Source organism: Pseudomonas acericola (SeqCode) (assembly GCF_053456465.1).
On sequence record NZ_JBRFJB010000003.1, the window covers coordinates 43,391 to 56,475 of the forward strand.

The 13,085-nt window shown below is 63.3% G+C and carries 10 protein-coding genes; 2 read left to right on the top strand and 8 right to left on the bottom strand.

Annotated features, from left to right (window positions below; all coding sequences use genetic code 11):
- Nucleotides 1-50: 50 nt before the first annotated feature.
- Nucleotides 51-1,676, top strand: coding sequence for a methyl-accepting chemotaxis protein (locus tag ACU688_RS12210; protein ID WP_448184898.1), 1,626 nt, complete (start codon nucleotides 51-53; stop codon nucleotides 1,674-1,676).
- 69 nt (nucleotides 1,677-1,745) lie between these two features.
- On the opposite strand, the gene ACU688_RS12215 is transcribed toward ACU688_RS12210, so the two are convergent.
- The 8 genes from ACU688_RS12215 to ACU688_RS12250 all read right to left on the bottom strand — a co-directional run bounded on the left by ACU688_RS12215 (nucleotide 1,746) and on the right by ACU688_RS12250 (nucleotide 12,088).
- Nucleotides 1,746-2,723: a 2-hydroxyacid dehydrogenase gene (locus tag ACU688_RS12215; protein WP_448184899.1), complete on the bottom strand. Its 978-nt coding sequence runs from the start codon at nucleotides 2,721-2,723 to the stop codon at nucleotides 1,746-1,748.
- Nucleotides 2,720-4,012: an MFS transporter gene (locus ACU688_RS12220; RefSeq protein WP_448184900.1), complete on the bottom strand. Its 1,293-nt coding sequence runs from the start codon at nucleotides 4,010-4,012 to the stop codon at nucleotides 2,720-2,722. The genes ACU688_RS12215 and ACU688_RS12220 overlap by 4 nt, the downstream gene beginning before the upstream one ends.
- Nucleotides 4,013-4,057: 45 nt before the next feature.
- The gene (locus ACU688_RS12225) at nucleotides 4,058-4,999 is read right to left on the bottom strand and encodes a sugar kinase (RefSeq protein WP_448184901.1); all 942 of its coding nucleotides are present in this window, start codon (nucleotides 4,997-4,999) and stop codon (nucleotides 4,058-4,060) included.
- A complete protein-coding gene (locus tag ACU688_RS12230; protein WP_448184902.1) occupies nucleotides 4,992-5,774 on the bottom strand; it encodes a sugar phosphate isomerase/epimerase family protein in 783 nt (260 codons plus the stop codon). Before ACU688_RS12230 ends, ACU688_RS12225 begins: the two co-directional genes overlap by 8 nt.
- An 88-nt stretch (nucleotides 5,775-5,862) precedes the next feature.
- Entirely contained in the window at nucleotides 5,863-6,921 is a 1,059-nt protein-coding gene (locus tag ACU688_RS12235) for a LacI family DNA-binding transcriptional regulator (protein WP_448184903.1), read from the bottom strand.
- A 120-nt stretch (nucleotides 6,922-7,041) separates the two neighbouring features.
- Nucleotides 7,042-7,683, bottom strand: a complete 642-nt coding sequence (locus ACU688_RS12240) for a DUF1345 domain-containing protein (RefSeq protein WP_448184904.1) — start codon at nucleotides 7,681-7,683, stop codon at nucleotides 7,042-7,044.
- 151 nt (nucleotides 7,684-7,834) lie between these two features.
- Entirely contained in the window at nucleotides 7,835-10,927 is a 3,093-nt protein-coding gene (locus tag ACU688_RS12245) for a multidrug efflux RND transporter permease subunit (protein WP_448184905.1), read from the bottom strand.
- Nucleotides 10,928-10,933: 6 nt separating this feature from the next.
- On the bottom strand, nucleotides 10,934-12,088 hold the full coding sequence (locus tag ACU688_RS12250) for an efflux RND transporter periplasmic adaptor subunit (protein ID WP_448184906.1): 1,155 nt from the start codon (nucleotides 12,086-12,088) through the stop codon (nucleotides 10,934-10,936).
- Nucleotides 12,089-12,381: 293 nt separating this feature from the next.
- Here ACU688_RS12250 and ACU688_RS12255 point away from each other — a divergent pair, with 293 nt between their 5' ends.
- Nucleotides 12,382-13,083, top strand: a complete 702-nt coding sequence (locus tag ACU688_RS12255; protein ID WP_448184907.1) for a response regulator — start codon at nucleotides 12,382-12,384, stop codon at nucleotides 13,081-13,083.
- Nucleotides 13,084-13,085: the final 2 nt, after the last annotated feature.

Consider the following 13,085-nt stretch of genomic DNA (forward strand, 5'->3'; position numbering starts at 1 on the left):
TCGTTTCGCAGCAGGGACGCTCGCAAACACTACTTCTGAGAGCACCCCCTATGTCACTTCGTCAGCTGAATATCGCCCCACGCGCGTTTCTCGGTTTCGCTTTTATTGCGTTGTTAGTGGTTTTATTGGGGGTGTTTGCGGTCAACCGCATGACGCAGATACGCCAATCGTCGGTGGACATGAGCGCGAACCAGGTGCCCAGCGTGACGTATCTGGGCTCTATTACAGAGAACGTGCTGCGCCTGCGTATCCTGTCGTTCCGCGTGCTGGTCAACCGTGAACCGGCGGGCCTGCAAGAAGCTGAAACACGCATGGGCGCTCTGGCCGACAAGGTGAAAGCGGCTCAAGTCGGTTACGCGGCGCTGCCTGCCGGTACGGAGGAGGCCGCGTTGTACAAGACGTTTGTCGCCACCCTCGACAACTACTTCAAGGCCCAGGCCGAGATGCTGACCCTGTCCAAGCAAGGCAAGGTCGAGGACATGCGTACCCTGATCAATACCCGGATCAAGGACGGCACCGACCAGATGGGCGAGCAACTGAACAAGCTGATCGCCATCAATGCGGCCGATGCCAAGGATGCCGACGCTGAGGCCGGGCAAAGCTACCAGGGCGCTATCACGGGCGTGATTGTGGTGTCGGTCGCGGCCGCACTGCTCACGGTGTTGCTGGCCTGGTTGCTGACGCGCAGCATCGTCGCCCCTTTGCGCAAAGCGGTGGAAGTGGCCGAGACTATCGCCGCTGGTAACCTCAGCAAAACCATCGAAGACGATGGCAAGGACGAACCGGCTCGCCTGTTGGGCGCGCTGGCGGCGATGCAGGCCAACCTGCGCCAGACCATCCAGCACATCGCCGGCTCGGCCACCCAGCTGGCTTCGGCGGCAGAAGAGCTGAGCGCGGTCACCGAAGAGGCGTCCAAGGGCCTGCAACAACAAAACAACGAAATCGACCAGGCCGCCACGGCGGTCAACGAAATGACGGCGGCGGTGGAAGAAGTGGCGCGCAATGCGGTGTCCACCTCCGAAGCGTCCAGCCAGTCCAACCAGGCGGCGCGTGAAGGCCGCGACCGTGTAGTGGAGACCGTCGGCGCGATCCAGACCATGACCCAGGACGTGCAAAACACGTCCGTGTTGATCGAAGGCCTGGCCACCCAAGGCCGTGATATCGGTAAGGTGCTGGACGTGATCCGCGCGATTGCCGAGCAGACCAACCTGCTGGCACTCAACGCCGCCATCGAAGCGGCGCGCGCCGGTGAAGCCGGGCGCGGTTTTGCGGTGGTGGCCGACGAAGTGCGGGCCCTGGCCCATCGCACGGCGCAGTCCACCCAGGAGATTGAAAAGATGGTCGCCGGCATCCAGAACGGCACCGGTGAAGCCGTGCAATCGATGCAGCAAAGCAATCAACGCACGCAAAACACCCTGGAAATGGCCCGCGCTGCCGGTGTGGCACTGGAGCAGATCACCCAGTCCATCAGCCTGATCAACGAACGCAACCTGGTGATCGCCAGCGCGTCGGAAGAACAGGCCCAGGTGTCCCGCGAAGTGGACCGCAACCTGGTGAACATCCGCGACCTGGCGACCCAGTCGGCAGCGGGTGCCAACCAGACCAGCGCGGCCAGCCATGAGCTGTCGCGTTTGGCGGTGGATCTGAATGGGATGGTGGCGCGTTTTGTGATCTGATAGCCACCGCATAACCCTTGTGGGAGCAGGCAAGCCAGCTCCCACAGTTTTTTCAGCGGTGTGTCAGGGTTACTGAGGCCAAGCCGCTGGGTTCACCAGGTTCTTCGGCCTTTCCCCGGCCAACGCTTGCAGCAGATTATCCACTGCACACTTGGCCATCGCCTCCCGCGTCTCATGGGTGGCCGAGCCGATATGCGGCGTCGCCACCACATTGTTCAAGCGCAGCAACGGAGAGTCGTGACTCAGCGGCTCACGCTCGAACACATCCAACCCTGCCGCGCGAATGGTGCGTTGTTGCAACGCCTCCACCAGCGCCGCTTCGTCGACCACCTTGCCCCGCGAGATGTTGATAAAGATCGTGTCCGGGCCCATCAGTGCGAATTCTTCGGCGCCGATCAGCTTTTCTGTTTCGGCCGTCAGCGGCAACGTCAGGCAGACAAAGTCGGCTTGTTGCAGCAACTCCGTGAGGCTGCGGTACTGCGCGCCAAAACGCTGCTCCACCAACGGCTTGGGCGAATGGCTGTGGTAGATCACCGGCATGCCAAAGCCAAAACGCCCGCGCTGGGCCAGGGCTTCGCCGATACGGCCCATGCCGATGATGCCCAGTGTCTTGCCGTGCACATCGCTGCCAAAGTGCGCGGGGCCGATGTTTTTGTTCCATTGGCCGGCGCGCACCATGTCGGCCAACTCGACCACGCGGCGGGCGGTGGCGAGAATCAGCGCAAAGCCGGTGTCAGCGGTGGTTTCGGTGAGCACGTCGGGGGTGTTGCTGAGCAGGATGCCGCGCGCGGTCAGGTAATCGAGGTCATAGTTGTCGACGCCTACCGACACGCTGGCCACCGCTTGCAACTGCGGCGCAAGGTCCAGCAATTGGGCATCCAGGCGCAGGCTCGCGCCGAGCAGGCCGTGGGCGCCCGGCAGGGCATCGCGCAGTTTGGCCAGGCCGGTGGCGTCCAGCGCTTCGATCAGGGTGACGTCGGCCTGTTCATGCAGGCGGGCCATCAAGGGCGCGGAGAGTTTCTTGTACAACACGACAGACTTTTTCATGCGGTCTTGACCTTCAATTCGAGGGTTGGCGTCGGCGCGCGGTCGCTGGCGCCGGGCTTGAGGAAAATCGTCAACACCACCGACAGCAGCAGCGCGCCGCTCATCAGCAGGTACGAGGCGCCGGGCGAGCCGGTGCTGCTATTGAGGTAACCCACCAGGTATGAACCGCCGAACGAGCCGAGGGCGCCCATGCTGTTGATCAGCGCCATGGCGCCACCGGCGACGTTGGCCGGCAGGATCTCCGGGACGATGGCAAAAAACGGACCGTAGGGCGCATACATGCAGGCGCCCGCGATCACCAGCAGGGTGTAGGACCACCAGAAGTGTTCGGCACCCAGGGCGTAGGAACCGTAGAAGGCGACGGACGCAATCAGCAGCGGCGGCCATACAAAGCGTTTACGTTTTTGCAGCTTGTCCGAGCCCCACGACACCACCAACATGCCAATCACCGCCGCCAGGTACGGCAGCGCCGACAGCCAGCCAGCCTCGACCATGTCCATCTGCAACCCGGCCTTGAGGATCGACGGCAGCCACAGCACAAAGCCATACACGCCGATGCTCCAGCAGAAGAACTGCAGCGCGAGGATGATCACCTTCGGCGAACGGAACGCTTCGCCATAGTTCTTCACCGCCTTGATGCCCACCTGTTCGGCCGCGAGGGCGGTTTCCAGGCTGTGCTTTTCGCTGTCGCTGAGCCACTTCGCGTCTTTTGGCCGCTCATCGGCCAGGCGCCACCAGATAAACGCCCACAGCACGGCGGGCAAACCTTCGATGATAAACATCCAGCGCCAGCTGAAATGCTGCACCAGATAGCCCGACACCACCGACATCCACAGCATGGTCACTGGGTTGCCGAGGATCAGGAAGGTGTTGGCGCGCGAGCGTTCGGCACGGGTGAACCAGTGGCACAGGTACACCAGCATCGCCGGCATTACGGCGGCTTCGACCACGCCAAGCATGAAGCGAATGACGATCAGCATGTAGGCGTTGGACACCACGCCGGTCAGCGTGGCCAGGCCGCCCCAGAGGATCAGGCTGACAAAAATCAGCTTCTTCACGCTGCGCTTTTGCGCGTAGATCGCCCCCGGCACCTGGAAGAAAAAGTAACCGAGAAAAAACAGCGCCCCCAGCAACGACGACATGCCGGGGGTGATCATCAGGTCTTCGGCCATCCCGGAGGCGGCGGCGAAGCCGTAGTTGGCGCGGTCCAGGTAGGCCAGGCTGTAGGTGATAAATACGATGGGCATGATGTACCACCAACGGCGGGTGGCGAGTTTCACGGTTTCCATGGGGTTGCTCCTGAGCTTGTTGTAGTTGTGGCAACAGGTAGTGGGTTAGGCAACGGCTTGAACGGGTAACTCCAGACGGGTGGGCAAACCTTCCATGTCGCCGCGACTTTGCACGGCGCGGCTGCCGATCCAGTTACCGCGCTGCACGGCCTCGGGGAAGCTGAGGTTTTCCAGGAGGGCGCTGATCATGCCCACGGCAAAACCGTCGCCGGCGCCAACGGTGTCGACGACGTTGGCCACGGGCACGGCGGCGATAAACCCTTGGTCCAAGTGCGTGCGGTAGTAAGCACCGTCGGCGCCGAGCTTGATGGCCACGGCTTCGGCGCCACGGTCGAGGTAGAACGCGGCGATATCCGCCGGGTCATCAAAACCGGTGAGCAGGCGGCCTTCGCCCAGGCCCGGCAAGACCCAGTCGGCCAGGCTGGCGAGGGCGTTGATCTCGTGGATCATCTGCGCCTGGCTGGCCCACAGCGAGGGGCGCAGGTTGGGGTCGAACGACACGCTGCGCCCCTCGCTGCGCATCTGTGTCATCAGCTCCATCGACAGCTCGCGGGTCGCCTCGGATAACGCGGGCGGAATCCCGGTGGCGTGCAGGTGACGGGCGTTGAGCAAGGTCGGACTGATCGCCGCAACCGACAGGTGACTGGCCGCCGAGCCCTTGCGGAAGTACTCCACCTGGGGATCGGCACCGGCTTCTTCGCGGGACTTGAACTGAAAGCCCGTCGGATGCAGGGGATCAACGGCCACGTGCGTGCAATCCAGCCCTTCGTTTTGCAACGTGTCCACCACAAAGCGGCCAAGGGAATCATTGCCCACGCGGCTCAGCCACGCCACGTTGAAACCCAGGCGCGACAGGCCAATGGCGACATTGCTGTCGGCGCCGGCAATGCGCTTGTGGAACTGCGCGACCTGGGCCAGATCGCCGGTCTGCTCGGCGACGAACATCGCCATGGTTTCACCAAACGAGAGGATATCGATCTCAGACATGGGCGTTCTCCGCGCAGGGTTGGCCAAGGTGGGCGAGGCTGGTGACCTGCTGCGCGGTGACCGCGATCAAGTCATCGCCCTGTAGCGGGAATTCCACCGCCCGGGTAATCCCTTGAGTCATGTGCTTGAGCAATTGTTCCCACAGGTGCAGGTCGGTGGCGCCGGGCGGCAGGGCGACGAGTTTGCCGTCCGCGCGGCGGGCCACGGCCTTGCAGTGCAGGTAATCCACATGCCGGCCGAGCAGGCGCGCGGCGGTGAGGGCGGATTGGTCCTGCCACTGCCAGTTGCCGATGTCGAAGGTCATCTTGATCGGTAGGCCCAGGCGTTCGACCTCGGTAAAGAAACGCTGCATCGGCTCGATGCGCCCGCCGTGCAGGGTCTGGTCATTTTCCACCAGCAACTGCACCGGGTGGCGGTTGAGCAGGGCGTGCAGGCTGTCCAGGTCGTTGGTGTCGGTGAAGTAGCCGAGGGAGACTTTCAGCCAGCGCGCGCCGAAAGCCTGGGCGCGGTCGAGGGTGGCGGCGAGTTCGCCGTTGGGCTGGGCGCGGCCGGCGACCCACAGTTCCAGGGGCGAAGAGAAGACTGATTGCAAGTCATGCTGCGCGGCAGCGTGGGCCAGTTCGGCGGGCTGTTCGTCGGTCAGCAACTCTTCGCGCCATTCGATGCGCTGGGCACCGGCGGCGGCAAGCAATTCGACAAAACTCAATTGGCCCTGCTGGCGGACCAGGTCGGCGCCGTAGCTGGAAAGGCTGATGGAGACGGGGTATTTATGCATTGTTGTTTACCTCTGAAACCGGTTTCATTTTTAAGCGCAAATCAAAAAGTGGGAGCTGGCTTGCCTGCGATGACGGTGTATCAGGCGGTTAAATTGTCGGCTGGAATGCCGTCATCGCAGGCAAGCCAGCTCCCACAATGGATTGTGTTGAGCCTCGGATGATGAGTTCGGGCAGGAAATCCAGGGTGCGTGTCGGCTCGGTGTCGCCGCGCAGGCGCTTGAGCAGGCACTCGAACGCGCTGGCGCCGATGGCCTCGGTGGGCTGGGCGAGGGCGGTGATGCCGTTGCCAACGAGCGGGTACCAGTCCAGGTCATCCAGAGCGATCAGGCCGACGTCGTCGAACAGATTGCAGCCCAGCTGCTTGAGCGCACGAGTGCAGGCCAGCGCGGCGACGCCGTTGGCACAGAACAGCGCTTTGGGACCGGGTTTGGCGAGAAAGGTTTGCAGGTGTTTCTCCAGTGCGCCGTCCAGTTCCACTACAGCACCGGTCAGCTGCGGGCGGCCGGCAATCTCGGCCTTGAAGCTGTGTAAGCGCTCCAACCGCGAGCTGGTGCCATCTGTGGCTTCGCTCACCAGCAGCACATCGCGGTAGCCCTGTTGTTCCAGATGCTCAACGGCCATGCGCACCGCCGCGCGGTTATCCAACCCCACCAGATCGCTGTGCAGTGTCTCCACCTTGCGGTCCACCAGCACCAGGGGCATTTCCCGTTGCAGTTCCAGCAGTTGGTCGAGGTGATGGCCGAGGGTGTTCACGATCAGCCCTTCGATGTTGTACGAGCGCAGCGCGGCGAGGTGCTGGCGTTCCTGTTCGTCATCGCGGTCGGTGTTGCACACCACCAGGCTGTAGCCGTGCTGGCGGCAGGCGGTTTCGACGCCGTGCATCACGGCAATGGAATAGGGGTTGCGGATATCGGCGACGAGCATGCCGATCAGGCGCGTGCGCCCACGTTTGAGGCCACGGGCCATTTGGTTGGGGCGGTAGCCGAGTTGTTCGATGGCGTGTTCGATGCGCAGGGCGATGGCATCGGAGAGCAGGGCGCGGTCGTCGCCGATAAAACGCGAGACGCTGGCCTTGGACACGCCGGCGTGTTGGGCCACGTCGAGCATGGTCACGCGGCTGCGCTGGGCGGCTGAGAAATTGTTCACGGTCATCGACCTTCTTATTTTATGGGTATGGCTGAAACCGGTTTCAGGAAACCACTAAAGTAGGAAAGTCGTCAAGAAGTTGTAGGGCAAAGACTGATGGCCGGTGCGTCCCGCTCGGTCTCAGCCGAACAGCCCCGCCGCGATATTGATCGAGAAACCGAGGATCGCGGTGTTGAATAGAAACCCGATGAGCGATTGCCCCAGCACCACCTTGCGCATGGAACGTGTTGCTACGCCTACGTCCGAGGTCTGCACCGCCACGCCAATGGTGAATGAGAAGTACAGGAAGTCCCAGTAATTGGGCGTCGTCAGCCCCTCGGCAAAACGCAGCGCCGGCTCCTTGCCGTCCCAGGTGTAATACAACCGCGCGTAATGCACGCTGAAAATCACCCCGATCAGCAACCACGAACCGATCACCGTCAGCCCGGTAAACCCGTAGTGCAGCAGGCGCGCGGTGGTGGGCAGGTCTTTGCTGCCGACCAGTTCGAAGGTGATGGTCGCCAGGCTGGCGATGGCCGCGATGCACACCATGAACAGCACCAGCCCGGCGTTTTCATCTTCAACTTCGGCGATGCGTTTGACGTCGGGGGCCTTGGCGCGGATGGTCAGCCACAGCATCAGCGCCAGATAGGTCCAGACGCCGGCGTTCCAGCCGATGAGGATTTTGCTGGTGAGGCTGTCGGCGGGAACCAGGATGCCGACGGCAAGGCCCAGCACGGCGGCGGCGGAGAGGCGAGGGTGGGTGCGGGCGAGGAAGGGCATGAGGGCTCACAAATAACCGTGTGTGAGCTGACTGTACCCGATCCTTGTCGGAGCTGGCTTGCCTGCGATGGCACCAACTCGGTATGCCCGAAATACCGAGTCGATGCCATCGCAGGCAAGCCAGCTCCCACAGAGGAAAGGGGTGGCTGTGCTATCGAGGTTTTTTCTTCACCAGTTTCATGACCACCACAAAGAACACTGGCACAAACACCACCGCCAATGTCGCCGTGATCATCCCGCCAATCACCCCCGTACCAATCGCCTGCTGGCTCGCCGAGCTGGCCCCGGTGGCAATCGCCAACGGCACTACGCCAAGAATGAACGCCAGCGACGTCATGATGATCGGCCGCAAGCGCAGGCGTGCCGCTTTCAGCGTCGCGCTGATCAGGTCTTCGCCCTGGTCATACAGGTCCTTGGCAAACTCGATGATCAGGATCGCGTTCTTCGCCGACAGGCCAATGATGGTGATCAAGCCCACCTTGAAGAACACATCGTTGGGCATGCCGCGCAAGCTCACCGCCAACACCGCGCCGAGCACGCCCAGCGGCACCACCAGCAGCACCGAGGTCGGAATCGACCAGCTTTCATACAACGCTGCCAGGCACAGGAACACGATCAGCAGCGACAAGCCCAACAACAGCGGCGCCTGGGCACCGGACAAGCGTTCCTGCAACGACAGCCCGGTCCATTCCTGGCCCAAACCCGCTGGCAGTTGGTTGACCAGCCGCTGGATTTCATCCATCGCCTCGCCGGTACTGTGCCCCGGTGCCGCTTCGCCGCTGATGGCGATGGCCGGGTAGCCGTTATAGCGCGTCAACTGTGCCGGGCCCTGGGTCCATTTGGCTTCGACAAACGCCGACAGCGGCACCATCTTCCCTTCCTTGTTGCGCACGTTGATCCTCATCAAGTCCGCCACCTGGCTGCGCTGGTCGCCTTCGGCCTGCACCACCACGCGCTGCATGCGGCCCTGGTTGGGGAAGTCGTTGATATAGGCCGAACCAATCGCCGAGGACAGCACATTGCCCACATCGGCAAACGACACGCCCAGTGCGTTGGCCTGCTTGCGGTCCACTTCCAGCTGCACTTGCGGCGCTTCGGCCAGGGCGCTTTCGCGCACGTTGGCGAGGATCGGGCTCTTCTCGGCGGCCGCGAGCAACTCGGTACGTGCCGCCATCAGTGCGGCATGGCCGACACCACCGCGGTCCTGCAAGCGGAACTCAAAGCCGCTGGAAGTGCCCAGGCCGTCTACCGGCGGCGGCAGGATGGCGTAGGCAATCGCATCCTTGAGTTCGCTGAACGCGGCGTTGGCGCGGTCGGCAATCGCCATCGCCGAATCCGCGCTGCCGCGCGCCGACCAATCCTTGAGCGTGGTAAACGCCAACGCGGCGTTCTGCCCCGAACCGGAGAAGCTGAAGCCCATGATCATGGTGGTATCGCCCACCCCCGGCTCGCCGGCGTTATGCGCTTCGATCTGCTCGGCCACCTGCACCGTGCGGTTCTTGCTCGCGCCGGGCGGCAGCTGGATGTCGGTGATGGTGTAACCCTGGTCTTCCACCGGCAGGAACGAGGAGGGCAGGCGTGTGAACATCCAGCCCAGGCCCACCAGCAGCACCAGGTAAATCAGCAGGTAACGCCCGCTGCGCTTGAGGGCGTAGGCCACCCAGCCTTCATAACGGTCGGTGAGCTGTTCGAAGCGCCGGTTGAACCAGCCGAAGAAACCGCCCTTGGCATGGTGCTCGCCCTTGGCAATCGGCTTGAGCAAGGTGGCGCACAGGGCCGGGGTCAAGGTCAGGGCGAGGAACGCCGAGAACAGGATTGAGGTGGCCATCGACAGCGAGAACTGCTGATAGATCACCCCCACCGAACCGGCCATGAACGCCATCGGCAGGAACACCGCCACCAGCACCAGGGTGATGCCGACAATGGCGCCAGTGATCTGGCCCATGGCCTTGCGCGTGGCTTCCTTGGGCGACAAACCCTCGGTGACCATGATCCGCTCGACGTTCTCCACCACCACAATCGCATCGTCCACCAGGATGCCGATGGCCAGCACCATGCCAAACATGGTTAGCACGTTGATCGAGAAACCCAGCAACAGCATGGTGGCAAAGGTGCCCATCAGCGCAATCGGCACCACCAGCGTCGGGATCAGCGTGTAGCGCACGTTCTGCAGGAACAGGAACATCACCGCAAACACCAGCGCCATGGCCTCCAGCAAGGTGTAGACCACCTTGGTGATCGAGACTTTGACGAACGGCGAGGTGTCGTACGGAATCTTGTACTCCACGTTCGCCGGGAAGTAGCGCGACAGCTCGTCCATCTTCGCCCGCACCAGGGTCGCGGTGTTCAGCGCGTTGGCGCCGGGCGCCAATTGCACGCTGACGGCGGTGGATGGCTTGCCGTTCAGGCGTGTGGAGAACTGGTATTCCTGGCTGCCGATTTCCACCCGCGCCACGTCGCCGACGCGCACGGTGGAGCCGTCGGGGTTGGCCTTGAGCACGATGTCGGCGAATTCCGCCGGTGTCGACAGCTGGCCTTTGACCAGGATCGCCGCAGTGATTTCCTGGGTTTTCGTGCCCGGCAAATCACCGATGCTGCCGGCCGAGACCTGGGCGTTCTGCGCGCTGATCGCTGCGTTCACATCGGCGGGCGTGAGGTTGAAGCCGATCAGCTTCTGCGGGTCGATCCAGATGCGCATCGCACGCTCGGCGCCGTACAACTGCGCCTTGCCCACGCCGTCCAGGCGCTTGAGCTCGTTCATCACGTTGCGCGCCAGGTAATCGCTGAGCGCCACGTCATCGAGCTTGCCGTCGCTGGAGGTGAGGGTGACCAGCAACAGGAAGCCGGCGGAGACTTTCTCCACCTGCAAGCCTTGCTGAGTCACCGCCTGCGGCAGGCGCGGCTCCACGGCCTTGAGCCGGTTTTGCACGTCCACCTGGGCCATCTCCGGGTCGGTGCCCGGCTGGAAGGTCGCGGTGATGGTGGCCGAGCCGAGGCTGCTCTGGGACTCGAAATACAGCAGGTGATCGGCGCCATTGAGCTCCTGCTCGATCAGGCTGACCACGCTCTCATCCAGGGTCTGCGCCGACGCGCCAGGGTACACCGCATAGATTTCGACTTTCGGCGGCGCGACGTTGGGGTACTGCGCCACCGGCAACTGCGGGATGGCCAGCAAGCCCGCCAGCAGGATAAACAGGGCGACCACCCAGGCGAAGATCGGGCGGTCAATAAAGAACTGCGGCATGGCGGATTATTCCTTAACGAGCTGGCCGGAGGTGGGGCTGTTGTCCACCTCAACTTTTTCACCGGGGCGGGCGTGTTGCAGGCCTTCGACGACGATGCGATCGCCGGGCTTGAGGCCATGGCTGACCACCCAGCGGTCGTCGATCACCGCACCCAACTCCACCGGTTGCTGGCTGACGACTTGCTCGGCGTCCAACAACAGCACCATCGGGATGCCGGCGCTGTCGCGGGTAATGGCGCGTTGCGGCACGCTGATGCCTTGCTTGTCGACGGCCTGTTCCAGGCGCACCCGTACAAAGCTGCCGGGCAGCAGGTCGAGCTCCGGGTTGGGGAATTCGCTGCGCAAGATGATCTGCCCGGTGCCCGGGTCGACGCTGATCTCGGCGAACAGCAACTTGCCCGGCAACGGGTAGAGGCTGCCGTCGTCCTGGATCAGCGTGGCCTTGGCCTGGTCCTGGCCAACCTGCTTCAAGCTGCCGGCGCGAAAGGCGCGGCGCAGGTCGTTCAGCTCGCGGGTGGACTGGGTCAGGTCGGCGTGGATCGGGTCCAGTTGCTGGATGATCGCCAGCGGCGTGGCCTCGTTCTGGCCCACCAGCGCCCCTTCGGTCACCAAGGCCCGGCCGATACGCCCGGAGATCGGCGCGGTCACGGTGGCGTAGCCCAGGTTCAGCTTGGCGCGCTCCACGGCGGCCTTGTTGGCGGCGACTTCGGCGTTGGTCTGGCGCAGCGCCGCGCGGGCGTTGTCGTAGTCCTGGCCGCTGATAGCCTTGTCGGCCACCAGTTGGCTGTAGCGCTGCTCTTGCAAGCGCGCCTGGAACGCGTTGGCCTCGGCCTTGCTCAGGTTGGCCTGGGCGCTGTCGAGGTCGGCCTTGAACGGGGCCGGGTCGATGCGAAAGAGCACGTCGCCCTGTTTGACGTCATGGCCTTCCTTGAATACCCGTTGCATCACCACGCCCGCCACCCGTGCGCGCACTTCGGCAATGCGCGGCGCGGCGATACGCCCGCTCAGCTCGCTGCTGATGGACAGGGGCTTGGCTTGAAGGGTTTCGATACGCACTTTGGCCAGGGGCATCTGCGGCGCCTCGGCGGCGGATTTGTCACACGCGCTCAGGGCAAGGGTCAGGGCCAGCAGGCAAAACGGCGCAAACAGATTCTTCGACATGCTCTTATCCCAATAATGACCGGTGCATCCTAAGGCCCACGGGGCCTGGGCGCTGTGAAGCTGTGTAGGTCGTGTGTGAAGAAATGTAAGGCAAGGCCCACGCTGGGCTGCGGGCGTATATCCTAGCCGATACAAACGCGGGCTGATGTGGGAGCTGGCTTGCCTGCGATGCGGGCAACCGGGTACATCAGGCACACCGAGTCGAGGCTATCGCAGGCAAGCCAGCTCCCACACAAGCCTGCTCATGCATTGAAATCGTGTACGACTCTCTTTTGTATCTTTTTGGAAACACCATGCCCAACATCCTCCTGGTGGAAGACGACGCCGCACTCTCCGAGCTGATTGCCAGCTACCTGGAACGCAATGGCTACCACGTCAGCGTGCTCAGCCGTGGCGACCACGTACGTGAACGCGCGCGCCTCAACCCGCCGGACCTGGTGATCCTCGACCTGATGCTGCCCGGCCTCGACGGCCTGCAAGTGTGCCGCCTGCTGCGCGCCGACTCGGCCGGCCTGCCGATCCTCATGCTCACCGCCCGCGATGACAGCCACGACCAGGTGCTGGGCCTGGAAATGGGCGCCGACGACTACGTGACCAAACCCTGCGAGCCTCGCGTGCTACTCGCTCGTGTCCGCACACTGTTGCGCCGCAGCAGCCTGTCCGAACCGCAGGTGGCCAACGATCAGATCCTCATGGGCAACCTGTGCATCGACCTGTCGGAACGCACTGTGACCTGGCGCCAGCAGGTGGTGGAGCTGTCCAGCGGCGAATACAACCTGCTGGTGGTGCTGGCCCGGCACGCGGGCGAAGTGCTCAGCCGCGACCAGATCCTGCAACGCCTGCGCGGCATCGAGTTCAACGGCACCGACCGCTCGGTGGACGTGGCCATCTCCAAGCTGCGGCGCAAGTTCGACGACCACGCCGGCGAAGCGCGCAAGATCAAGACCGTGTGGGGCAAGGGCTACCTGTTCAGCCGTTCCGAGTGGGAATGCTGACC

What these genes read in the sequence shown, in the direction of transcription:
- ACU688_RS12210 (WP_448184898.1), top strand. Translation starts at nt 51, where the DNA reads ATGTCACTTCGTCAGCTGAATATCGCCCCACGCGCGTTTCTCGGTTTC.
- ACU688_RS12215 (WP_448184899.1), bottom strand. Translation starts at nt 2,723, where the DNA reads ATGAAAAAGTCTGTCGTGTTGTACAAGAAACTCTCCGCGCCCTTGATG.
- ACU688_RS12220 (WP_448184900.1), bottom strand. Translation starts at nt 4,012, where the DNA reads ATGGAAACCGTGAAACTCGCCACCCGCCGTTGGTGGTACATCATGCCC.
- ACU688_RS12225 (WP_448184901.1), bottom strand. Translation starts at nt 4,999, where the DNA reads ATGTCTGAGATCGATATCCTCTCGTTTGGTGAAACCATGGCGATGTTC.
- ACU688_RS12230 (WP_448184902.1), bottom strand. Translation starts at nt 5,774, where the DNA reads ATGCATAAATACCCCGTCTCCATCAGCCTTTCCAGCTACGGCGCCGAC.
- ACU688_RS12240 (WP_448184904.1), bottom strand. Translation starts at nt 7,683, where the DNA reads ATGCCCTTCCTCGCCCGCACCCACCCTCGCCTCTCCGCCGCCGCCGTG.
- ACU688_RS12245 (WP_448184905.1), bottom strand. Translation starts at nt 10,927, where the DNA reads ATGCCGCAGTTCTTTATTGACCGCCCGATCTTCGCCTGGGTGGTCGCC.
- ACU688_RS12250 (WP_448184906.1), bottom strand. Translation starts at nt 12,088, where the DNA reads ATGTCGAAGAATCTGTTTGCGCCGTTTTGCCTGCTGGCCCTGACCCTT.
- ACU688_RS12255 (WP_448184907.1), top strand. Translation starts at nt 12,382, where the DNA reads ATGCCCAACATCCTCCTGGTGGAAGACGACGCCGCACTCTCCGAGCTG.